This window comes from Cupriavidus basilensis OR16 (assembly GCF_000243095.1).
Lineage (GTDB): Bacteria > Pseudomonadota > Gammaproteobacteria > Burkholderiales > Burkholderiaceae > Cupriavidus > Cupriavidus basilensis_D.
In genome coordinates this window covers 1-22693 of record NZ_AHJE01000013.1, presented here as the reverse complement: position 1 = coordinate 22693, position 22693 = coordinate 1, and the positions used below count along the sequence as shown (strand labels likewise).

General features: G+C 67.7%; 13 protein-coding genes and 5 pseudogenes. 6 read left to right on the top strand and 12 right to left on the bottom strand.

Going from position 1 to position 22693, the window contains the following annotated elements; all coding sequences use genetic code 11:
- Nucleotides 1-2 precede the first annotated feature (2 nt).
- The gene (locus tag OR16_RS04475; RefSeq protein ID WP_043418500.1) at nt 3-1169 is read left to right on the top strand and encodes a DUF1501 domain-containing protein; all 1167 of its coding nucleotides are present in this window, start codon (nt 3-5) and stop codon (nt 1167-1169) included.
- A gap of 32 nt (nt 1170-1201) precedes the next feature.
- On the opposite strand, the gene OR16_RS04470 is transcribed toward OR16_RS04475, so the two are convergent.
- The 3 genes and pseudogenes from OR16_RS04470 to OR16_RS04460 all read right to left on the bottom strand — a co-directional run bounded on the left by OR16_RS04470 (nt 1202) and on the right by OR16_RS04460 (nt 3929).
- Nucleotides 1202-2377, bottom strand: a complete 1176-nt coding sequence (locus OR16_RS04470; protein WP_006156773.1) for a vWA domain-containing protein — start codon at nt 2375-2377, stop codon at nt 1202-1204.
- A gap of 52 nt (nt 2378-2429) precedes the next feature.
- On the bottom strand, nt 2430-3044 hold the full coding sequence (locus OR16_RS04465) for a GNAT family N-acetyltransferase (RefSeq protein ID WP_006156772.1): 615 nt from the start codon (nt 3042-3044) through the stop codon (nt 2430-2432).
- A gap of 10 nt (nt 3045-3054) precedes the next feature.
- Nucleotides 3055-3929: pseudogene (locus OR16_RS04460) on the bottom strand (AAA family ATPase).
- A gap of 409 nt (nt 3930-4338) precedes the next feature.
- Between OR16_RS04460 and OR16_RS04455 the strand changes: the two are divergent.
- Together OR16_RS04455 and OR16_RS04450 are read left to right on the top strand one after the other, a co-directional pair.
- The gene (locus tag OR16_RS04455) at nt 4339-4686 is read left to right on the top strand and encodes a c-type cytochrome (RefSeq protein WP_006156770.1); all 348 of its coding nucleotides are present in this window, start codon (nt 4339-4341) and stop codon (nt 4684-4686) included.
- 12 nt (nt 4687-4698) lie between these two features.
- Entirely contained in the window at nt 4699-5097 is a 399-nt protein-coding gene (locus OR16_RS04450) for a c-type cytochrome (RefSeq protein WP_006156769.1), read from the top strand.
- Between the two features lie 93 nt (nt 5098-5190).
- On the opposite strand, the gene aroG is transcribed toward OR16_RS04450, so the two are convergent.
- Both aroG and OR16_RS45330 read right to left on the bottom strand, forming a co-directional pair.
- A complete protein-coding gene (gene aroG / locus OR16_RS04445; protein WP_006156768.1) occupies nt 5191-6270 on the bottom strand; it encodes a 3-deoxy-7-phosphoheptulonate synthase AroG in 1080 nt (359 codons plus the stop codon).
- A gap of 328 nt (nt 6271-6598) precedes the next feature.
- On the bottom strand, nt 6599-6898 hold the full coding sequence (locus OR16_RS45330) for a helix-turn-helix domain-containing protein (protein ID WP_423739632.1): 300 nt from the start codon (nt 6896-6898) through the stop codon (nt 6599-6601).
- Between the two features lie 214 nt (nt 6899-7112).
- Here OR16_RS45330 and OR16_RS04435 point away from each other — a divergent pair, with 214 nt between their 5' ends.
- Nucleotides 7113-8168 carry a class I SAM-dependent methyltransferase gene (locus OR16_RS04435; protein WP_006156766.1) on the top strand — a complete coding sequence of 352 codons (1056 nt, stop codon included), beginning with the start codon at nt 7113-7115 and terminating at the stop codon, nt 8166-8168.
- A 49-nt stretch (nt 8169-8217) separates the two neighbouring features.
- Here the strand turns inward: OR16_RS04435 and tldD are convergent, their stop codons facing one another.
- The 3 genes and pseudogenes from tldD to OR16_RS48085 all read right to left on the bottom strand — a co-directional run bounded on the left by tldD (nt 8218) and on the right by OR16_RS48085 (nt 14225).
- Nucleotides 8218-9684: a metalloprotease TldD gene (tldD, locus tag OR16_RS04430; protein ID WP_006156765.1), complete on the bottom strand. Its 1467-nt coding sequence runs from the start codon at nt 9682-9684 to the stop codon at nt 8218-8220.
- Between the two features lie 104 nt (nt 9685-9788).
- Entirely contained in the window at nt 9789-10634 is an 846-nt protein-coding gene (locus OR16_RS04425; RefSeq protein ID WP_006156764.1) for a carbon-nitrogen hydrolase family protein, read from the bottom strand.
- A gap of 66 nt (nt 10635-10700) precedes the next feature.
- Nucleotides 10701-14225 (bottom strand): annotated as a pseudogene (locus OR16_RS48085) (YhdP family protein).
- A gap of 258 nt (nt 14226-14483) precedes the next feature.
- Between OR16_RS48085 and glnE the strand changes: the two are divergent.
- Both glnE and rrtA read left to right on the top strand, forming a co-directional pair.
- Nucleotides 14484-17329, top strand: a pseudogene (gene glnE, locus OR16_RS04415) (bifunctional [glutamate--ammonia ligase]-adenylyl-L-tyrosine phosphorylase/[glutamate--ammonia-ligase] adenylyltransferase).
- Nucleotides 17326-17961, top strand: a complete 636-nt coding sequence (gene rrtA, locus OR16_RS04410) for a rhombosortase (RefSeq protein ID WP_006156763.1) — start codon at nt 17326-17328, stop codon at nt 17959-17961. The pseudogene glnE and the gene rrtA overlap by 4 nt, the downstream one beginning before the upstream one ends.
- Nucleotides 17962-18011: 50 nt before the next feature.
- On the opposite strand, the pseudogene OR16_RS04405 reads toward rrtA, so the two are convergent.
- The 4 genes and pseudogenes from OR16_RS04405 to OR16_RS04390 form a co-directional block, all read right to left on the bottom strand.
- Nucleotides 18012-19701 (bottom strand): annotated as a pseudogene (locus OR16_RS04405) (S8 family peptidase).
- A gap of 122 nt (nt 19702-19823) precedes the next feature.
- Nucleotides 19824-20261, bottom strand: coding sequence for a hypothetical protein (locus tag OR16_RS04400; RefSeq protein ID WP_006156762.1), 438 nt, complete (start codon nt 20259-20261; stop codon nt 19824-19826).
- An 18-nt stretch (nt 20262-20279) separates the two neighbouring features.
- Nucleotides 20280-22028 (bottom strand): DNA repair protein RecN, encoded by a 1749-nt coding sequence (gene recN, locus OR16_RS04395; protein WP_006156761.1) that lies wholly within the window; start codon nt 22026-22028, stop codon nt 20280-20282.
- Nucleotides 22029-22100: 72 nt separating this feature from the next.
- A pseudogene (locus tag OR16_RS04390) lies at nt 22101-22693 on the bottom strand (NAD(+)/NADH kinase); the annotation flags it as partial.

Genomic DNA, 22693 nt, shown 5'->3' with positions numbered 1-22693 from the left:
CCATGTTTTCCCGCCGAGATTTCCTCCGCGTTACCGCTAGTGCCAGCGCGATGCTGGCGTTGCCGCGCCTCACCCTCGCCAGCGTCGACTCCGACCATCGCTTCGTCTTCGTCATCCAGCGCGGCGCCGCCGATGGCTTGAACACGGTCATTCCCTACGCCGATCCCGGTTACGCCCGCCTGCGCGGAGCGCTGGCCATCGACGCCGCGCAAGCCACGAAGCTCGATGGCACGTTCGCGCTGCATCCCGCGCTGACGGAGACGGCACGGATGTACACGGCAGGGCAGGCGCTGTTTGTGCAGGCGGTGGCATCGCCATATCGCGAGCGTTCGCACTTCGACGGCCAGAACGTGCTGGAGACCGGCGGCGCCGAGCCTTACCAGGTGAAGGATGGCTGGATGAACCGGCTGGTGAGCCTGCTGCCCAAGCGCTCGGAGAATGCCATTGCCTTCGCGCCGACGGTGCCGGCTGCGCTACGCGGCCCGGTGCAAGTCGGTTCCTATGCGCCATCCGCGCTGCCGTCGGCACCCGACGACCTGCTCACGCGCGTCGGGCAACTCTACGAGATGGACGCGCAACTGCACCCGCTCTGGAGCGCGGCAATGCAGGCCAGGGGGCTGGCGGGAGACGCGGGCGCGCGCCAGGACCCGGCCAGCCTCGGCCGTCTCGCCGCAGGCTTCCTGGCGCGCGCGGACGGGCCGCGCATTGCCATGATCGAGACCGGCGGCTGGGATACGCACAGCGCGCAGGCGCCACGCCTGGCGGCTCGCCTCAAGGCCCTGGACACCATGCTGGCGGCGCTGCGCGACGGGCTGGGCCCGGCGTGGGAGCGCACCACGGTGCTGGTGGCCACGGAGTTCGGGCGCACCGCGGCCGCTAACGGCACCGGCGGCACCGATCACGGCACCGGCGCGGCGGCGATGCTACTGGGCGGTGGCGTGAAGGGCGGACGGGTGCTGGCCGACTGGCCAGGGCTGGCGCAGGGCGCGCTCTACCAGGGACGCGACCTGGCGCCGACCACGGAACTGGATGGATTGATCGCCGCGGCAGCGGCGCAGAGCTTCGGGCTGGATGGCGAGCGCGTGGCGCGCACGCTGTTCGGGCGCGGGCGCGGGCGGGGGGACGGGGGTGGGCGGGGGGAAATGCTGGGCGGACTGCTGCGCGCCTGAAGCGCGGCGGCAGCAGTCCAGACCCGGTGGCGTTACTTGGAGAGCAGGCGCATTGCCTGCTCGAGTCCGCCGAGCGTGACCGGATACATGCGCGACTTCATGATCTGGTTGATCACCGTCACCGACTGCCGGTATTGCCATAGCCCTTCGGGCTCGGGGTTGAGCCAGACGAAGCGCGGGAACTGCTCGATCAGCCGGTTGAGCCAGACCGCGCCGGCTTCCGGGTTGTTGTACTCCACCGAGCCGCCGGGCTGCAGGATCTCGTACGGGCTCATGGTGGCATCGCCGACAAAGATCACCTTGTAGTCGGGCGTGTACTTGTGGATCAGGTCCCACGTGGCGATCTTCTCCGCGTGGCGGCGGCGATTGTTCTTCCACACGTAGTCATAGACGCAGTTGTGGAAGTAGTAATACTCCAGGTGCTTGAACTCGGTCTTGGTGGCCGAGAACAATTCCTCCACGCGCTTGATGTGGTCGTCCATCGAGCCGCCGACGTCCATCAGCATCAGCACCTTGACCTTGTTGTGGCGTTCCGGGCGCAGCTTGATGTCGAGCAGGCCGGCGTTGGCGGCGGTGGAATGGATGGTGTCGTCCAGGTCCAGTTCGGTCTCGGCGCCTTCACGCGCGAAACGGCGCAGCCGGCGCAGCGCCACCTTGATATTGCGCGTACCGAGCTCGACCTGGTCGTCGTAGTCCTTGTAGGCGCGGGTTTCCCACACCTTGATGGCGGTGCGGTTGCCCTTGGACGGGCCGCCGATGCGGATGCCTTCCGGGTTATAGCCGCCGTGCCCGAACGGCGAGGTGCCGCCGGTGCCGATCCACTTGTTGCCGCCCTCGTGTTTTTCCTTCTGCTCGTCGAGCAGCTGCTTGAGCCGCTCCATCAGCTTGTCGAGCCCTCCCATGGCTTCGATCTTGGCTTTCTCCTCGGCCGAGAGCTCGCGCTCCAGCGTCTTTTGGAGCCAGTCCAGGGGGATGTCGGATTTCCAGTCGACCAGGCTTTCGATGCCTTTGAAGTAGGCGGCAAAGGTCTGGTCGAACTTGTCGAAGTGCTTCTCGTCCTTGACCAGCGTCATGCGCGACAAGTAGTAGAACTCGTCGATCGACGGCGTGATCACCTCGGCCTTGAGCGCTTCCAGCATGGTCAGGTATTCCTTGACCGAGACCGGCAGCTTGGCGTGGCGCAGCGAGAAGAAAAAATCGATCAGCATGGTGGGCTCGCTTAGAGTTTCCCGGAGCGGGTGCAGCGGTTTGCGTGCAGGTTCACGAGGCGCGCCCCGGCAGGTCCAGGCGGTATTGCAGGTGGCGCTTCACCGTCGGCCATTCGCTGGCGATGATGGAGAACACCACGGTATCGCGCAGCGAACCGTCGGGCATGCGCTGGTGGTTGCGCAGCACGCCGTCCTGCTTGGCGCCAAGCCGGGCGATGGCGGTGCGGCTCTGGTGGTTCATCCAGTGCGTGCGGAATTCCACGGCGATGCATGCCAGCTGCTCGAACGCGTGCGTGAGCAGCATCAGCTTGCATTCGGTGTTCACGGCGCTGCGCTGTACGCGCTGCGCATGCCACGTATGGCCAATCTCCAGGCGCCGGTTGGCGCCGTCGACATTGAAGTAACGCGTCGCGCCCACCAGCGCGCCCGGTACGCCGTCGCGGATCTCGCGGATCACGAACGGCATCGCGCCCTGCTGCTCGCGCATCTGCAGCGCGGTGTCGGTCCACGCGCGCACCTGGTCCGGCGCCGGCACCGAGGTGTACCAGAGCTTCCACAGCTCTCCATCGGCGACGGCGGCCTGTACCTCGGCTTCATGCTCCGGGCGCAGCGGTTCCAGCAAGGCGTGCTGGCCGCGCAGGGTGACGGGTTCGATAAAGCGTGCCATGGCGTGGCGCTCAGCGGTTGGCGCGGTTCATGAACACCAGGCGCTCGAACAGGTGCACGTCCTGCTCGTTCTTCAGCAGCGCGCCGTGCAGCGGCGGGATCGCGGCCTTCTTGTCCGGGCTCTTGAGCGCCTCGGGCGGGATGTCTCCATCAGCAGCTTGAGCCAATCGATCAGCTCCGACGTGGAGGGCTTCTTCTTCAGTCCCGGCAGGTTGCGCATCTCGTAGAACGATTCGAGCGCCGCGGCCACCAGCTCGCGCTTGATGCCGGGATAGTGCACGTCGACGATGCGCTGCATGGTTTCCGCATCGGGGAACTTGATGTAGTGGAAGAAGCAGCGGCGCAGGAAGGCGTCGGGCAGCTCCTTCTCGTTGTTCGAGGTGATGATCACCAGCGGGCGGTGGCGCGCCTTGACCAGCTCGCGCGTCTCGTACACATAGAACTCCATGCGGTCGATTTCGCGCAGCAGGTCGTTCGGGAATTCAATGTCGGCCTTGTCGATCTCGTCGATCAGCAGCACCACTTGCTGGTCGGCCTCGAAGGCCTGCCACAGCACGCCCTTGATGATGTAGTTGCGGATGTCGTGGACGCGGCCGTCGCCGAGCTGCGAATCGCGCAGGCGCGACACCGCGTCGTATTCGTACAGGCCCTGCTGCGCCTTGGTGGTGGACTTGATGTGCCACTGCAGCAGGGGCATGCCGAGCGCCGCCGCCACCTCCTCGGCCAGCATGGTCTTGCCGGTGCCGGGCTCGCCCTTGATCAGGAGCGGGCGCTGCAGGGCGCGGGCGGCATTCACGGCCAGCTTGAGGTCATCGGTGGCAACATATTGCTGTGTGCCTTCGAAACGGTTTTGCTGGTTCTGGCTGGCGTTGGTGGTGTTGGACATGGGGCAACCTGAAGGGGTTTATGCGTGTCGGAATTGGCCAGTATAAAAGAGCTTTTCGGTTCGCGTGTGGCTCGCCGTGCCATGCTGGACTGCCACGTGCAGCGTGCTGTACAATGCGGCGGTTTGACGCGCCCCCCACGTCCAAGACTCCACCCCCTCGCTTTGTCCGCCTTGTCACTCCCGCGGTCCTTGCCGGGAGGCGGCGATGACAAGAGATGGTTACAGAATGAGGCGGAGACTATGCCGGGATGCCTTGGCAGCGCTAGCTACAGCGCCCAGGTATCCGGCCCACGCTGGCAGCACCGCATCTACCCGCGGGCAGATACGGTCCGGCCGGACGCATTCTGAAGCCATTTCCGACCGGTTGGGCAGGTCACGCAGGGTTTAACACTTCCAATCAGCTACGACAATGAAAAAGCTCCTCACGATGGTGGTGCTGGGCGCGGCCGCAATGGCTGCGCAAGCCCAGGAAGTCAAGGGCAATGTGGACGCCGCCAAGAACAAGGTCGCGATGTGTATTGGTTGCCATGGCATTCCCGGCTATCGCGCTTCCTTCCCCGAGGTGTACCAGGTGCCCCTGCTCGGCGGCCAGAACGCCAAATATATCGAGAACGCGCTCAAGGAGTACCAGAAGGGCGAGCGCAAGCACCCGACCATGCGTGGCATTGCCGCGACCCTGACCGACCAGGACATCGCCGACGTGGCTGCCTATTACGCGCAGCAGTCTCCCAGCACGCAAAACAACACCCAGAAGTAAGAGGACCCACCCATGAATACGCTTAAGACGCTTTCGCTCGCGATCGGCGCACTCGTGCTGGGCGCCTCGGCCATCACCGCCTCGGCTGCCGACCTTGCGCACGGCAAGGCGCTGGTGGAGAAGGGCAACTGCGCGGCCTGCCACGGCGCCGGCCTGAATGCCCCGATCACCCCAGACTACCCCAAGCTGGCCGGCCAGCATGCCGACTACCTGTACCACGCGCTGGCTGCCTACCAGATCACCACCAACCCGCAGGTGGGCCGCTCCAACGCCATCATGGCCGGCCAGGTCAACGCCAACCCGGGCGTGACGGGCAAGGACGGCAAGCCGCGTCCCTTTACCCGGGATGAGCTGAAGGATATCGCCGCCTATATCGAGTCGCTGCCGGGCGGCCTGGTCCTGAAGAAGTAAGCAGGCTGGCGCCGGCTCACGCCGCGCCCGGGTCCGGAATTAGAAAAAGCCGCTGATTCAAGCGGCTTTTTCTTCGCCCGCGCGTCCGGCGGCTCAGTTGCCGGTGCCCTTGGCCAGGCGGCGTGCCTTGACGGCGTTGGCCAGGGTTTCGAGCACCTTTACCGAATCGTCCCAGCCGATGCAGGCATCGGTGACCGACTGGCCGTAGGTGAGGTCTTCCACCGGCGTACCCTGGGCATGGTCCTGGCGGCCGCCCACCAGGTGGGATTCCACCATGACGCCGACGATGCGCTCGTCGCCCGCAGCCAACTGGCGGCCGATATCCTCGCAGACCGGGATCTGGTTCTCGTGCTTCTTGCTGCTGTTGGCGTGCGAGGCATCGATCATCAGGCGCGCGGCCAAGCCAGCCTTGGAGATCGCTTCGCAAGCTTCCTGCACGCTGGCGGCATCGTAGTTGGGCGTCTTGCCGCCGCGCAGGATGATGTGGCAATCCTCATTGCCCGAGGTCGACACGATGGCGGAGTGGCCGCCCTTGGTCACCGACAGGAAATGGTGGGGCTGCGAGGCGGCCTTGATCGCATCGACCGCGATCTTGACGTTGCCATCGGTGCCATTCTTGAACCCGACCGGGCACGACAGTCCGGAGGCCAGTTCGCGGTGTACCTGGCTCTCCGTGGTGCGCGCGCCGATGGCGCCCCAGCTGACCAGGTCCGCGATGTACTGCGGGCTGATCATATCGAGGTATTCGGTGCCGGTCGGCACGCCCAGCTCGCTGATATTCAGCAGCAGTTCGCGGGCGATGCGCAGGCCATCGTTGATCTTGAAGCTGCCATCCATATGCGGGTCGTTGATCAGTCCCTTCCAGCCCACCGTGGTGCGCGGCTTCTCGAAATACACCCGCATCACCACTTCCAGCTCCCCGGCGAAACGGTCTCGCTGGACCTTGAGCAGCTTGGCGTACTCGAGCGCGGCGCGGGTGTCATGGATGGAGCAGGGCCCGACGATCACGATCAGGCGGTCATCCATGCCGTGCAGGATCCGGTGCATGGACTGGCGCGCGCCGTAGATCACGTCGGACGCCTTCTCGGAGCAGCCGAACTCGCGGATCAGGTGCGCGGGGGGCAACAATTCCTTGAGTTCGCGAATGCGCAGGTCGTCGGTGTTCTTCAGCATGATGGCTCCGGATTTTGTAGGGTCGTGTGTTTGGGTTGTCTGGGGTAGAGCTGGGTGCGGGCCGGTATAAAAAAAAGCCGCCAGGTTCGCTGGCGGCTTTTTTTTGAATTCTAGAGGCACTTACGATCGTCCCTCTCCATCCGCCAGCGGTGCGAGATCGCTAAAAAAGTAAAAATAAAACTTAGCGGACATGGATGGGATGCGGCTCAAATGGCGTTGGTTATTTGCGGCAACGCGTCACGAGATGGCAGGAAATTGCGCCAGCCCTGCCAATTCTGCCGGCAGCGGCGGTTGACCATCGGGTAACGAAGCATCTTTATAGCGCGTTTTATGGAGCTTGGCAAGCGTCCGGCATTGGCCTGGGCACAATTTCCGGCCGCTCCATGGCGGGTCCCGGATCCAGTTCCAGCCCGCGCATCACGGCGGCGGTACGGTTCTCCACGCCAAGCTTCACATAAACATGTTGCAGGTGTTTTTGCACCGTGCGGGCGCTGATGCCTAGCATGCCGGCGATTTCGCGGTCCGTCTTGCCGTGCGCCAGCCAGCGCAGCACTTGTTGCTCGCGCGCGGTCAGCCTGGCGAGCATCGAGAGCGCCGGGTCATCCTGGCAACGGCTGGATGTAAGCATTGCGGCGGCTTTGGGCAGCGTGCAGGTACGCAATGCTGCGTATTGGCGCGTTCCCGTGCGTGAACCAACATGAATGAGGCCAGTATAGGCGCCGCCAGCGCGCATGGTAGCGTGGCGGTGGCACCTGCACAGGTTTGCCCGGGGGAAGACAGGCGAACGCGGCGTGCCAGGCAACTCAGGCACGCCGGGCTGAGGCGAGGGGGAGGGAAACATCATGGCAATCGACGAAGGGAGGCTGAACGCCTTCATGGGGCAGTTTGTCCAGGATCTGGGGGCGGTGATGCATGCCGCCACCATCGTGGTGGGCGATACGCTTGGCCTCTACAAGGCCTTGGCCGAGAAACCGATGACCGCGCAGGTGTTGGCCGAGAAAACTCATACCGACGAACGCTACCTGCTCGAGTGGCTGTCCGCGCAGGCGGCCAGCGGCTATGTCGCGTACGACCCGGCCAGCGATCTGTTCAGCCTGACCGAGGAGCAGGCCTTCGCGTTGGCCCAGGAGGGCAGCCCTGCGTTTATCCCCGGCGCTTTCCAGATCGCGGTGGCGCAATTCAAGGCGATTCCCAAGATCGTGGACGCCTTTCGCAATGGGCGCGGGCTAGGCTGGCATGAACACGACCCTTCACTGTTCCACGGCACCGAGCGGTTTTTCCGCCCGGGCTACGCCGCGCATCTGACAACGGAATGGATTCCCGCGCTGGAGGATGTGCAGGCCAAGCTGCAGGCGGGCGCTCGCGTGGCCGATGTGGGCTGCGGGCATGGCGCCTCCACCATCATCATGGCGCAGGCGTATCCGGCATCGGAGTTCTACGGCTTTGATTACCACGAGCCGTCGATCCGCTTCGCCACCGAGGCGGCGGCGCGCGCCGGCGTGCAAGACCGCGTGCATTTCGAGGTGGCAAAGGCCAAGGAGTATGGCGGCAACGATTACGACCTGGTGGCCGTGTTCGACTGCCTGCACGATATGGGCGATCCGGTCGGCGCCGCCGCGCATGTGCGCGAGACCCTGCGCCCGGACGGCACCTGGATGATCGTCGAGCCTTTCGCCAACGACCGGCTCGAGGACAACCTGAACCCAATCGGGCGGGTGTTCTACTCGGCCTCGACCTTCATCTGCACGCCAGCCTCGCGCTCGCAGGAGGTGGGCCTGTGCCTGGGTGCCCAGTCGGGCGAGGCACGCATGCGCTCGGTGGTGCAGCAGGGCGGCTTTTCGCGTTTTCGCCGGGCGGCGCAAACGCCGTTCAACCTGATCTACGAGGCGCGGCCCTGAGCAGCAACCCTGAGCAGCAAGGGACCGCACCCGGCGCGCGGCACGGCAATCAGGCCGTGCCGCCGACCGTCATGTTTTCGATGCGCAGGGTCGGCTGGCCCACGCCCACCGGCACGCTCTGGCCTTCCTTGCCGCACACGCCCACGCCCGAGTCCAGGCGCATGTCGTTGCCGATCATGGTGACGTCCTTGAGCGACTCCGGGCCGTTGCCGACCAGCGTGGCGCCCTTGACCGGGGTAGTGATCTTGCCGTCCTCGATCAGGTAGGCCTCGCTGGCGGAGAACACGAACTTGCCGTTGGTGATGTCGACCTGGCCGCCGCCGAAATTGACCGCGTAGAGGCCGCGCTTGACGCTGGCGATGATCTCCTGCGGATCGCGGTTGCCGTTGAGCATGTAGGTGTTGGTCATGCGCGGCATCGGCAGCGCGGCGTAGCTCTCGCGGCGCGCGTTGCCGGTCACCGGCATCTTCATCAGGCGCGCGTTGAGCGTGTCCTGGATATAGCCCTTGAGGATGCCGTCCTCGATCAGCGTGGTGCACTGGGTCGGGTTGCCCTCGTCATCGAGGTTGAGTGAGCCGCGGCGGTTGGCCAGCGTGCCGTCGTCCACCACGGTCACGCCCTTGGCCGCCACGCGCTCGCCCATGCGGCCAGCGAAGGCCGACGAGCCCTTGCGGTTGAAGTCGCCTTCCAGGCCGTGGCCAATGGCCTCGTGCAGCAGCACGCCGGGCCAGCCCGGGCCGAGCACGACGGTCATGGCGCCGGCCGGAGCCGGCCGCGCCTCGAGGTTGACCAGCGCCGAGGCCACGGCCTCGTCCACGTACTTGCGCAGCAGCTCGTCGGTGAAATAGCCGTAGGCATAGCGCCCGCCGCCGCCGGAGGAGCCGATCTCGCGGCGCCCGTTCTGCTCGGCGATCACCGTGACGGAGACCCGCACCAGCGGGCGCACGTCGGCGGCGATCACGCCGTCGCTGCGCGCTACCAGCACCACGTCGTATTCGCCGGCCAGGCCGGCCATCACCTGCACCACGCGCGGGTCCTTGGCGCGCGCCATGCGTTCCACGCGCTCGAGCAGCGCCACCTTTTCGGCAGCGTCCATCGAGTCCAGCGGATCGTTGGGCGAGTACAGGTTGCGCCCGCCCTGGGAGGCCGTCGTCATCTTGCTCGCCACCTTGACGCGGCCGCTGCCGGCGCGGCCGATGGTGCGGGTCGCGGCGCCGGCCTTGAGCAAGGCGTCCAGGCTGATGTCGTCGGAGTAGGCAAAGGCGGTCTTGTCGCCGGACACGGCGCGCACGCCGACGCCCTGGTCGATGCTGAAGCTGCCCGACTTGACGATGCCTTCTTCCAGGCTCCACGCCTCGTTGCGGGTGTACTGGAAGTAGAGGTCGGCGTAGTCGACCTTATGCGTGAAGATGTCCGCCAGCACGCGCTGCAGGTTGGTTTCGTCCAGGCCGTAGGGCGCCAGCAGCAATTGCTGGGCGGTGGCGAGGTTGCGGATTCCGAGGTCGCCGGCGTTCATGGTTGTCCTTTATTGTCGTGCCGCGGTGGCGAAATGACGCCGCCGCTTGAAAATCTGGGAGTTTGGCGATTCCGGGGAATCGGCCAGGTCATTGCTTGTACATGCTACAGCACCCGATGGCGCAGTGCAGGCAGGTTCTGCCGCACCTCGTCCAGGCGCACGGGGTCAATCAGCCCGCTTACCACGCCTTCGCCTTCCGGCAGCACCGCCATCACTTCGCCCCAGGGATCGATCAGCATCGAGTGGCCCCAGGTGCGCCGTCCGTTCTCGTGCTTCCCACCCTGTGCGGCAGCCAGCACATAGCACTGGTTTTCGATGGCGCGGGCGCGCAGCAGGATTTCCCAGTGCGCCTGGCCGGTGGTGTAGGTGAAGGCGGCCGGCATCAAAATCAAGCTGGTGCCGCCGCTCTCGGCGAGCTGGCGGTAAAGCTCGGGAAAGCGCAGGTCATAGCAGACCGACATGGCGACCCGCCCACAGGGCGCCTCGAAGCTGACCGGGGTCTGGCCGGCCAGGATGGTACGCGATTCGTCGTAGCTTTCGGTGCCGCGCGTGAAGCCGAACAGGTGGATCTTGTCGTAGCGCGCCACGCGTTCACCGCGCGGGTCGTAGACGAGCGACGTGTTGTAGACGCGGGCCTCGTCCTCGCACCACAAGGGCAGCGTGCCGCCGACCAGCCAGATCCGGTGGCGCCGCGCGGCATCGGCCAGGAATGCCTGGATTGGTCCGTCGCCGTCGCGCTCGCGGATCGCCACCTTGTCGCCTTCGCGCAGGCCCATCATGCAGAAGTATTCCGGCAGCAACACCAGTTCGGCACCGCCCTTGGCGGCCTGCGCGATCAGCGCGTCGGCGCGGGCCAGGTTGGCCTCGGGCGAAACCCCGCTGATGGTCTGGATGGCAGCGACGCGAAAGGGTGCCGCGCTGGGGGCTTGGGCGGAGGCGTTTGCGGTCATGAAACGGTTTCCTTGGCTTGCGGCGGCGGCGCGGCGCGGCTCGGCCGGCAGGGCCAGCCGTTACGGTTATGGCGCCGGGTAGATACGATTGGACGAACCCTGCACGGGGTGCGAGTCGGTCTTATTCTCCCCCACTTTGACGATCTGCGGGCTCGCCCAGGCACCGCTGATATGGAAGCGGCGGCTGAAGGCCTTGGAGAATTCGTCGGCAAACATCAGTTGGGCCGCCAGCGTGCCGATGCCCAGCGCGGGATTGATGAACGCCGCCGCCACCGACGCGGAAGTGGCGTTGATGCGCGGCACTACCGTCACGTCCAGGTCCTGCGTCTCGCGCGGGATGTTCGCGCTGCCGGTCATCGAGGCGCGCAGTTGCCCGCCCTTGAGCGCGAAGTCCTTGGTGCTGGCCACGCCGTTCTCGATCGTGCCAGTGCCCGTGATCTCGTCGAACACCATGCCCTGGCCCGCCACTCCCCGGAAGTCGAAGGTGGCCAGCCGCATCAGGCCTTGCAGGCTGAGCACACCCAGCAGCTTGGCCGCACCCGGGTCCACGCTGAGGATCTGGCCATTTTCCAGCTGCAGCTTCATCCGCCCCGACAGGGTGGGGTAGTCGATCGACAGGGGCGAGCCGCGCCATCCGATCCGGCCCTCGAAGGTGCCATGCCCGTCGGCCGATCCCGCCGGCTTGCACTTCCACGGCATCGCCATTGCGGCGTAGCAAGTAGCGCGCATTGAGCACGTTGCCATACTGCACCAGCATTTCCTCGCTGCCGGCGCGGGCGGCGGCCGGGCGCAGCTCAAAGTGCAATGGCACGGCCAGCGCCGCGCTCTTGGCCATCGGTGCGGGCAGGTTCACCGCCAGTCCGGCCAGTTCCGATGCAACCGTGACCTGTGGCTGGTGATCGCGCACGCCGATCACGGCGCTGTAGGCGGTGCTGCCTTCCAGTTTCTGTACCAGGCCGGCTGCCGGCGAGGCGCCAAAGGCTTCGCGGATGCCCTGGGCGGTGAGGTTGCCGCTGGCATTGACCCGGACCGCGCCGTCGGGCTGGCTGCCGCCGCCGGCGCGAATCTCTCCGCCCAGGAAGCGGGCGCGCAGGTCGTTGAGCTGGAAGCCGTGCTCGTTGAAGGCAACAACGCCGGTAGTGCCGGCCAGCACGGGCAATTGCGGGGTCAGCACCACATCGTTGCCGGGTAGCCGGAACTGGCCGTCGACCTTGGTTGCATTCGCTTCGGTGAGGGGCAGGTCGAGCTTGAGCCGCAGCTCGCCGTTGCCCTGGGCGCGCATGTCCGCCATCACCTGGCCGGTCCAGTCACGCACCGGGCTGGCGGCGACAAAACGCAGGAAGCCCGCCATCGCCCCGCTGGCACTGCCGTCCAGCACCAGGCGGCCGTGCTCGCCGAGGTCGGCGATGCGGCCATTGACCTCCTGCAGCGTGACGCCAGTGGCGCCTTGCACGCCAGCGCGCTGCGCGACGAACGACAGCCCGCCGCGTTCGAACAGCAAGTGGCCGCTGATGTCGGTGAAGTTCGGCCAGGCCTTGCCGCCATTGCTGGCGCTGGCGGCGCTGCCCGCCGGCGCGCTGACATGGGGCGCGATCTGGTAGCTGACATGCTGGATCGGCACTTCGACCCGGAAGTCGCCGGCGCGCTCGAACGGGCTGTGGAAGGGGAAGTGCTCCAGGTCTCCCTTGAGCAGGAACCTGACGTCGCTGGCTTCGCCGCTGACCAGGGCGCCGGCCAGGTATTGGCGTGTGGACGCGGGTATGCCCATTGGCAGGTAGCGGGGTACGCGGCTGACCTGGGCGCGGGCCAGCTCGCCGGTCAGGTCGGCAATGCCGCCGTGGCCGTCGCCGCCGGCGTGCCAGGTGCCACGTACGCTGCCGGCGGTATCCGCATTGGCGAATTGCACGCCGTCGGTGCGCACCGCCAGCTTGCCGTTGTCGTTGGTCCAGCGCACTTCGCCGTTGATCTGGTCGAACGCAAGGCGCGGGTCCTCGAACATGCCGGGCAGTATCAGCGCGGCATTGTTGCCTTCAAAACGGGCGCTGCCCTGGCGTTCGTCGAAGCTGAAGCTGCCGGAAATCCGCGAGAAGCCCGGCACGCCCAGGTGGGGCTTGCCATTCGCGCCGAGGGGCGGGTTGGCGGGCTGGCCAAGCACCGAGACGCTGCGCAGCGTGCCCTGCACGTTGTAGTGGCGCTGGCCATCGCGGCGGCTCAGCACACCTTGGCGATCCCGTGTCCAGTTCACGTCCAGGTTATCGACATGGCCGGAGGGCTGGAGCGCGCGCAACTGGCGCGACAAAGCGGTGTCGAGCGGCAGCGAGGTGGCCAGCGCGCGCACGGTGTTCAGGTCGAACGTGGGCGCCTTGAGCGTGAATTTGCGCAATTCGCCCTTGTTGTCGGTGGCCCAGCCGACCACCACCTTGCGCATGCCTTCGCGCCAGGCGCCTTCGCCGCTGGCCAGGCCGGCGGCCGCGCTGGCGGCGCCGGCCGCCGAGGCCGCCTGCGCTTGCCGTGCCGGTGGCACCGCCGGGCCTTCCACGGGCTCGGGCTGCCACAGCAGGGTGTCGATGGTGAGGATGTTGTCGCGGTCTCGCCCTGCGCGGTGCAGGACGAAGGCCTGCGCGCTGGCCAGCTTGAGCGCTTCGGGCGCGCCGGCGAGTTTCAGGTCCACGCTGTTCGCGCGCAGCCGGGCCTGGCTGCGGGTGATCTGGCCGCCGCGAAACTCGATGGTGCCGTCGGTGCTGAAGGTGCCGCGCGTGACCCGGTCGAAGATCGCGAGATAGCGCTGCAGCACCGGGAGCTCCAGCCGGCCAAGGTCCCAGCTGGCCTGTCCATACCAGTTGTGCCAGTCGCCGGTGCGATGCAGGTATTCATGGCGGAATCGCCGACGTCCAGTTGCGGCAGCTTGTTCTTGTCGTCGAGCCAGCGCAGCTTGCCGTCGGTGAGCTCGACCCTGCCCTGGGCCAGCAGCCAGTCGAACAGCCGGTTGTCTTGCGGCTGGGCGCCGGTGGTGTCCACGGCCAGGCCGGCCACCTTTAGCTTGCCGTCGGCGGAGCGGCGGATCAGCAAGTCGGTCTGGCGGGCGGAGATTCGCTGGAACAGCACGTCCATGCTGAACAGCGAGCGCCATGATAGCTTGCCATCGAGCTCGCCCGCCGCCAGCAGCACGCGCTGGTCGGCATCGACGGCCTTGACGTCGCGCGCATGGAAAGCGGGATGCCAGCCATCCCAGTAAGTATCGAGCTGGCCGATGCTCAAATGGGCCGCGAGCGCCACCGAGCCGCGCTGCTCCAGCCAGGTGCGGGCGGCCGAGGCTTGCGGCCAGAGCACAAAGCGGATCAAGAGCCCCGCCAGCAGCGCCAGCAGCGCCAGCGCCAAGGCCAGACGCACCAGCACGCGTGCCAGGCCGCGCCAGACGGGATGGCGCAAACCTGCCAATAGGGCGCGGCCGAACGCGCGCGCAAACGCGAGCGCGCGCCGGTCGCCTAGCTGCGATGGGGGGGAGCCTGCACCGGCGGTCCCATCGAGTGCCGGCGTGCCGCCGACGGTGGCGGCGGAGGGCTCGGCAGGTGGGGTGGCGCGGCTGGACATGCGCAGATTATCCGACAATACTAGGCGCTCTCCAATTCGGTGCCTGACCGGCCGTGCATAACGCGCGACGCCGGCCCAGGGGCCGGCTCACGCGCTACTTAAGTAACAGGAATGACTTCCACTGATCCGACGAGTTCCGCGGCGGCGCCCGATACCGCCGCAACCGATGGCGCAAACCAAACCGCGGCCGCGGCTGGTCCTGCCGGCGAACATGCGCCCGGCAACACTTCCAGCGCTGCCAGGCAGGCTGTGGCCGACATGGCCACGGGCCCGTTCGCGGTGGTGGCCGCCGCGGAACTCGTGCCGGTCGCATGCGCCGGCATGGCATTGTACTCGCCCGCCTATTCCCATTACACCCGCCGCATGGTGCAAGCTCGTCCCGAGCTGGCCGAAATCGTCGCGCTCGCGCGCGAGCAGCCGCTCACGCGCGCCTGGATGGCGGCGCGGCTCAAGGTCCTGCACGAGCCATCGGCCGATGTGGAAGATGCCATCAAGCGCGCGCTGCGCCGCTTGCGCGCGGAAGTGATGTGCGTGTTGATCGAGCGCGATCTGCGCGGCCTGTCGACGCTCGGCGAAGTCACCGGCGCGATGACCGACCTGGCCGAACTGGGCATCCAGTACGGCCTGGCCATGCTGGAGGCGGACCTTGCCCCGACCTACGGGCGGCCAGTCGGGGAGAGCAGCGGGGAGGTGCAGGAACTGGTTGTGGTCGGCATGGGCAAGCTGGGTGGCCGCGAGCTCAATGTGTCGTCCGATATCGACCTGATCTTCCTGTACGACGAAGATGGCGACACCGACGGCGGGCAACGCAGCCTGTCCAATCACGAATATTTCATCCGCCTGGGGCGGCGCCTGATCAACCTGCTGGCCGACGTGACCGGAGATGGCTACGTGTTCCGCGTCGACATGCGCCTGCGCCCCAATGGCGACGCCGGGCCACTGGCCTGCAGCCTCGGCATGCTGGAGCAATACCTGATGGTGCAGGGGCGCGAGTGGGAGCGCTACGCCTGGATCAAGGGCAGGGTGGTGTCGGCGCAGGATACCCCGCATGCGCAGCGTACCGCCGCGCAGCTGGCCAGCCTGACCACGCCCTTCGTCTTTCGCCGCTACCTCGACTACGGCGTGATCGCGGCGATCCGTTCGCTGCATGCGCAGATCCGCGCCGAGGCTGCCAAGCGCAGCGGCGGCCTGGCGGCGCCTGGCAGCGGCCAGCGCGTGAACCAGCGCGCTTTCAATATCAAGCTGGGCCGCGGCGGCATCCGCGAGATCGAGTTCATGGCCCAGGTCTTCCAGCTGATCCGTGGCGGCCAGGACCCGGCGCTGCGCATCCGGCCGACCTTGGAGGTGCTGACGGTGGCCGTGGAGCATGGGCTGCTGCCTGCTGGCCAGGCCGGGCAACTGGCTGACGCTTACCGCTTCCTGCGCCAGCTCGAGCATCGCCTGCAGTATCGCGACGATGCCCAGACGCACCATCTGCCTACTTCGGAAGAGGAGCAACTGGCGGTGGCGCGGATGATGGGCTGCGCGGACTGGCCGGCCTTGCTAGAGCGGCTGGCGTCGCTGCAGGATCCGGTGGCGCAACAGTTCGAGGCAACCTTCTCGGACCCCGACGAAGCGCATGCGCCGTGCGAGGCCTTGTGGCCGGCGTTGATCCAGGAAGAACAGGATGAGCCCCCGTGCGAGCGCCTGGCCACCGCCGGCTTCAGCGATTGCGCCGGGCTGCTCGACCGCCTGCGCGCCATTCGGCGGCTCGTTGCGTTACCGGGCGTTGTCGGAGCAAAGAAAGCCGCGTGCGCTTTGACCTGCTGGTCAACCGCGCGCTCGACCTGGCCTCGCGCCAGGAAGACGCGGACCGCACCATCGCCCGCTTTGTCGATTTCCTGGATGCCATCAGCCGCCGCGCGTCCTATCTGTCGTTGCTTTCCGAGTACCCGCAAGCCATGGCGCGCGTGGCCGACACGCTGCACGCATCGAGCTGGGCCGCCGCCTACCTGACCCGCCACCCGCAATTGCTCGACGAACTGCTCGACAGCGATGCGCTGGCGGGCGCGCCCGACTGGAACGGCTTCCGCGGCCGCCTGGCCGCGCGCCTCGACGCGGCCGATGGCCAGATCGAAGCGCAGATGGACGTCCTGCGCCGCGAGCACCATGCCGAGACCTTCCGCATCCTGCTGCAAGACCTGCAAGGCATGCTGACGGTGGAGCAGATTGCCGACCGGCTGTCGGACCTGGCCGACGTCATGCTCGAAGTGACCCTGCAGGCAGTCTGGCGCCAACTAGCCACCCGCCACGCCGAGCAGCCGCGCTTTGCCGTGATCGCCTACGGCAAGCTGGGCGGCAAGGAGCTGGGCTATGCCTCCGACCTCGACATCATCTTCCTCTACGAGGACGAGCATGAGCGCGCGCCCGACGTCTACGCCGCCTACGCGCGCCGCCTGATCACCTGGCTGACCAGCCATACCGCCGCCGGCACGCTGTTCGACGTCGACACGCGCTTGCGTCCCAACGGCGAGGCCGGGCTGCTGGTGACCAGCTTCGAGGGCTTTCGCCGCTACCAGCAGCGCGAGGGCGACAACACCGCCTGGGTGTGGGAGCACCAGGCGCTGACGCGCGCGCGTTTTTGCGCGGGGGATGCCGAGATCGGGGCGCACTTCGAAAGCTTGCGCGACGAGATCCTGCGCCAGCCGCGCGACGCCGCCACGCTGCGCGGCGAGATCGCGGCCATGCGCCACAAGGTGGCCGACGGCCATCCCAACCCAAGCGGTTTATTCGACCTCAAGCATGATCGCGGCGGCATGGTCGACATCGAATTCACGGTGCAATACCTCGTGCTGTTGCACAGCCACGATCATCCGGCGCTCACGCGCAATGCCGGCAATATCGCGCTGCTGCGCACCGCGGGCGAACTCGGCCTGATCGATGCCACGCTGGCGCGCGAGGTGGGCGATGCGTATCGGGTGTTCCGTGCCCGCCAGCACCAGCTGCGCCTGGATGGGCAGGTCCACGCACGGGTTGCGCCGGCCGTGGTGGCGCAGCAGGCGGAACACGTGCGCACGCTCTGGCAAGCGGTGTTCGGCGAGCCGGTTGCTGCCGGCGCCAGATGAACCCGCAGGTGGCCGGCGCGGCGCGCCCGCCGGGATGGCTGGAGGTGCTGGCCGTGCTGACGGTCACGGCCTCGCTTGGCGCCGCCTTCACCTTCATCCCCTGGCTGCACGCGCACGGGCTCTACCTGCGCGATGCGGTAGTGGGGCACGGCTTGGCGGGCCAGTGGTGGCGCCTGCTGACGGCGATGTGGGTCCACCTTGGCTGGCAGCACTGGCTGGCGGACCTGTTGGCCGCCGCGGGCCTGTTCCTGCTGATCGGCCGCGAGGCGCGCGCCGGCGCGATGCTGGCGGTCCTGCTCGCCTGCGGCGTCGCGGTGCAACTGGCGCTATGCCGCGTGCCGTCGGTGGGCTGGTATGGCGGGTTGTCCGGCGCGCTGCACGGGCTGGCCCTGTGGGGCGGCCTGCGCCTGCTCTATGGTCACGGCGTGTCGCGCGTGCTCGGCGTGGCGCTCTGCCTCGGCGTGCTGGCGAAGACCTGGCTTGAACAGTCGTGGCTTGCGCCCGTGGTGTTTGACGCGCAGTGGGGGTTTGGGGTCGTGCGTATCGCGCACGCGGCCGGCGCGCTGGCCGGCCTGGGGCTGTGGCTGTTGCAGGAGTGGTGGCAGCGTCGTCACGGCCAGCCGGCCGCATAGGCACGCTGCCAAAGGGCGCCGACCGGCCCAGGCCGGTCGGCGCCCCGCGATCAATGCGATTTCGCCGGGCGCCGGCGGCGTCCGATCCAGTTCAACAGCAAGCCAAGCGTGCACAGCCCGAGCGCGAGCGGCCACGATAGCGCGCCGCCGCCGCCGCCGCCGCCCGAGGAGGTGGCTGGCGCAGCGGGCGCCGGCTGCACCACCTGCGTGCCGGCGGCCACGGCAGCATTGGCATCGAGCAGGCCCGCACCGCAGATGCCGGCATTGGCGGCGGCCGTGCAATAGGTACCGGCCGGATGGGGCCGTGCCGAACTCTTCAAGGTGGCAAGCACCTGGGCGGGCGTGAGCGCCGGGTTGGCTGCGAGCATCAACGACACCACGCCCGATACCAGCGGCGTGGCAAAGCTGGTGCCTTGCGAGTTGGTGACGTTGTAGTTGCCAAGCGAAGTGGTTCCGTCATTGGACAGGGTCCGGATGTACGACTCTGCGACTGTGCATTTGCCGCCCGATACCTTGGAGTTGCCACAGCCGCCGCCCGGCGCGCTCAGTGCAACCTGCGGCCCGACATTGGCATAGCTGGCGTTTTCGCCGTCATTGGCATGTGCCGTTACGGCGACCACGCCGCTGCAGTCGGCAGGTGCCTCGACCGCGCCGGCGCTGTTGCCGGTGGCGGCGACCACCACCACGCCATTCGCGGCGAGGTCAGCCACGGCTTGCTGCTCGATGCTGGAACAGGTCCCGCCGCCCAGGCTCACATTGATCACGCGCGCCGGGGTGGGATTGGCCGGCACATTAGGCACGGACAGGCCGCCGGCCCAGCGCATGCCATCCACGGTGTCCGAGAGCAGCGCGCCGCAGCGGCCGGAGACGCGCACCGGCTGGATGCGGGCGTTCCAGTCCACGCCGGCGATGTTCAGCCCATTATTGGTGAGCGCGCCAAGCGTGCCTGCCACGCGGGTGCCGTGCCAGCTATTGTTGGTGGCGGTTGTGGTTGGCGTGGTAGTGCCTGGGCAGGTGAATCCCACCGGTACGCCGTCGCCGGCGTCGGTGGCAATCGGCGTCCCGGCCGCCGCCGTCGTTGGAGATGGACGGATCGCTGATGAAGTCATAGCCGGGCACGATGCGGCCGGCCAGATCCGGGTGCGGCAGGTAGCCCGTATCGAGCACGGCAATTACCAGGCTGCTGCTGCCGCGGGTGCGGTCCCATGCGGGCGGCAGGTTAACGCCGCCCACCACCTGGCCGGGGGTGCCGAGGTAGGGCTGGTTGAGCGCGAATTCGGGATCGTTGGGCACAGTATCGTGCAGCCGCAGCCAGCGGTCCGGTACCACTTCCGCGATGCGCGGATCCTGGCGCAGCCGGGCGGCGGTGCCTTCGGGGTCGGTGGCGTCGCTGCCGGAGACGCTCAGCAACTGCAGGCTGCCCCCCATCTGGCGCTTGACCGAGAGCGCCACGCCAGTGCTCTGGCTCACGCTCAGCATGCGCTCGGACAGGCCGCCGGGGGCAACGCTGGCGCCGGCGGTGCTGGCGCTCGTGCTGGCGGTTGTGCTTGTGCTGCCGTCGCGCCAGCGCACGATGAAGTTGCCGGTGTAGTGCGGCGCGGGGCGCGCAGCGGGGTCGGGGGCTGCACTGGCTGCGGCCGGCACACCCAGCCAGAGGGCGGCGCCCAGCGCCAGCAGCAGGGCGGCATGGGGCGCCACGCGCCGCGTTTCACCAGATTGGAATTGACGCTGTGCCTGCATGTCTGCCTTCTCCCGTTGAGGCCGCTTCGGACTGACCGCGGTTAAAGCATTCAACCTTCAATCTTCAACCTTCAACGCCCAAGCCATGGATTCCGACGACAGGAATCGGGCCGCCGCCGGAATCAGCTCGCAGGCATGTCGCGGCCGATGGGCTGGGCGCGGTTCGGCTTGAGCACGCGGTCAGGCTCGGCCAGCTCGATGCGAGGGGTGCCGCGCAGCGTGGCGACCGCCTGGTCGATCGTGGCATCGGCCGATGCGGAGATCGCGGTGACCAGCCAGACACCACCCGACATGGGCCGCTTGACGACGAAGCGGATCGGGCCGGCAATCGACGCCAGCAAGCGATCGGCGTCTTCGGAGACGGTGACGGGCGGCGCGGAGAAACGCACCATGATATCGCCCACGGCGCGATCCGCGCTGATGCTGTTGGGCGGCGGCGCCGACGGGCGCTGTTGCGCCTGGCAAGCGGTCAGGGCTAGCAGGGCCAGCAGGCCGCAAGCGGCGGTCATCCACAGCGGGCGAGCCAGTGAGGGGGAGTGCGGCTGTTTGCCAAGTGACATGAGGAAACTCCTAAATGGTTACTGGCCAGGGCGTGGGCGATCAGCCAACGCTGCGCCGCGAACGGCGGGCTTCCCGGGCCGTGCCGGTGGTGCCGCGCAGGCCCTGTGCGCGAGCATCTCCTCGGCGTGTTGCACGGTGGTGGCTGTCACGGTGGTCCCACCCAGCATGCGTGCAGTTTCGACCACGCGGCCGGCGCCGTCCAGGGCACGGATGCGCGAGCGGGTGACCGAGCCTGTGCCGTCGCGCTGGCTGGTCTCCTTGCTGACCAGCAGGTGGGCGCCGGCCTGGGCCGCCACCTGCGGCAGGTGGGTCACGCACAGCACCTGGCGGGCGCGGCCAAGTTCCTGCAGGCGGCGGCCTACCACTTCGGCCACCGCGCCGCCGATGCCGGTGTCGACCTCGTCGAAGATCAGGGTCGGGGTGGGCGCGGCCTCGCTGGTAATGACGGAAATCGCCAGGCTGATCCGGGCTAGCTCGCCGCCCGACGCCACCTTGGCCAGGGCGCGCGCGCTGACGCCGGCATGGCCTGCCACCAGGAACTCGACTTGTTCCAGGCCGTGGCTTTGCCCTTCATCGAGCGGGTGCAGCGCCACCGCGAAACTGCCGCCCGCCATGGACAGGCCCTGCATGGCATCCGTCACGGCAGCCGACAGGCTCGCGGCCGCCACCTTGCGGGCGGCGCCAAGATGCTGGGCGATGGTGAGGTAGGCGGCGCGGGCCGCGGCCTCGCGCGCCATCGCCTTGTTCAGGTCCTGGGCCGACTGGAGGTCGTCCAGTTGCTGGCGGCGTGCCATCAGTTCGTCCGGCAGTTGCTCCGGCGGCATCCGGTACTTGCGCGCGGTGGTGTGCAGCGCCTGCATGCGCGCCTCCACCACCTGCAGGCGTTCCGGGTCCAGGTCGATCCGGTCGACGTAGCGGTTGAGCGAGTGCGCGGCCTCCTCGACCTGGACCAGCGCCGGGTCCAGCGCCGCCAGTACGTCGCCCAGCGCCGGGTCGACGTCAGCCATCTGGCGCAGGCGCTGCACTACGCTGTTGAGCCCCGACAGCACCGAGCCATCGGCCTCGGACAGCGCCTCCAGCGCGGCCCGGCTGCCCTCGATCAGCCCGGCGGCGTGCGACAGCCGGTTGTACTCGGCCTGGATGTCTTCCCATTCGCCGGGTTGCGGTGCCAGCTTCTCGAGTTCGCCAACCTGCCATTCGAGCCGTTCGCGTTCCAGCTGCATCTCGCGCGAGCGGCGCTCGACGTCTTCTCGCTGGCGCACGCAGGCGCGCCACGAGCGCCAGGCTTCGGCCACCGCGCCGGCCTGCGCGGTGAGCCCTGCATGGGCATCGAGCAGCAGGCGCTGGGCGTCGGGGCGCAGCAGCAGCTGATGGGCATGCTGGCCGTGGATGTCGACCAGGCGGTCGCCGATGTCGCGCAGCTGGCCCAGCGTGGCGGCGGCGCCATTGATAAAGGCCTTGCTGCGCCCGCTGGCATCAACCGTGCGGCGCAGCAGCACGGTGCCTTCGTCGCCGGTGAGGTCGTGTTCGGCCAGCCAGGCATCGAGCCCGGCCGGGGTGGAGAAGGTGGCGCTGATGCTGGCCCGGGCGGCGCCTTCGCGGACCACGCCGGCGTCGGCGCGCTCGCCCAGCACCAGGGCCAGCGCATCGATCAGGATCGACTTGCCGGCGCCGGTCTCACCGGTGAAGACGGTGAAGCCCGGAGAGAAGTCGAGGTCGAGGGTATCGACAATGACGAAATCGCGGATGGACAGGCTGCGCAGCATCGTGGTCGACGGGTCAGGGCTGGGTGATGTCAGGGGGCGGATCTGGGCCGGATCGGTGCGGACCGGGGCGGATCAGAGCCGGTTGTCTTCGCTCGGGTACTCGTGCCAGTGCAGCTTCTTGCGCAGCGTGGCGTAATAGTTGTAGCCGATCGGGTGCAGCAGGTTGACGGTCTTGGCCGAGCGCCGCACCACGATGCGGTCGCCGGGCAAGAGCGAGGTCAGCGACTGCATGTCGAAATTCACGCTGGCGTCACGCGCCGTGGCGACCTCGATCGACACTTCGGCGTCGTGCGGCAGCACGATCGGGCGGTTCGACAGCGCATGCGGGGCAATCGGCACCAGCACCAGCCCCGACAGGGTCGGGTGCAGGATCGGGCCGCCCGCCGACAGCGCATAGGCGGTCGAGCCGGTCGGCGTGGACACGATCAGGCCGTCGGAGCGCTGGTTGTACATGAAGTGGCCGTCCACCGAGACCGCCAGCTCGACCATGCCGGAAATGCCGGAACGGTTGACCACGACGTCGTTGAAGGCCAGCGCGGAGAAGATCACGCCATCGTCGCGCACGACCTGGGACTCCAGCAGCATGCGGGTCTCCGACTCGTAGCGGCCCGCCAACATGTCGGGCAGCACCGATTGCACGTCCTGCAACGGGATGTCGGTCATGA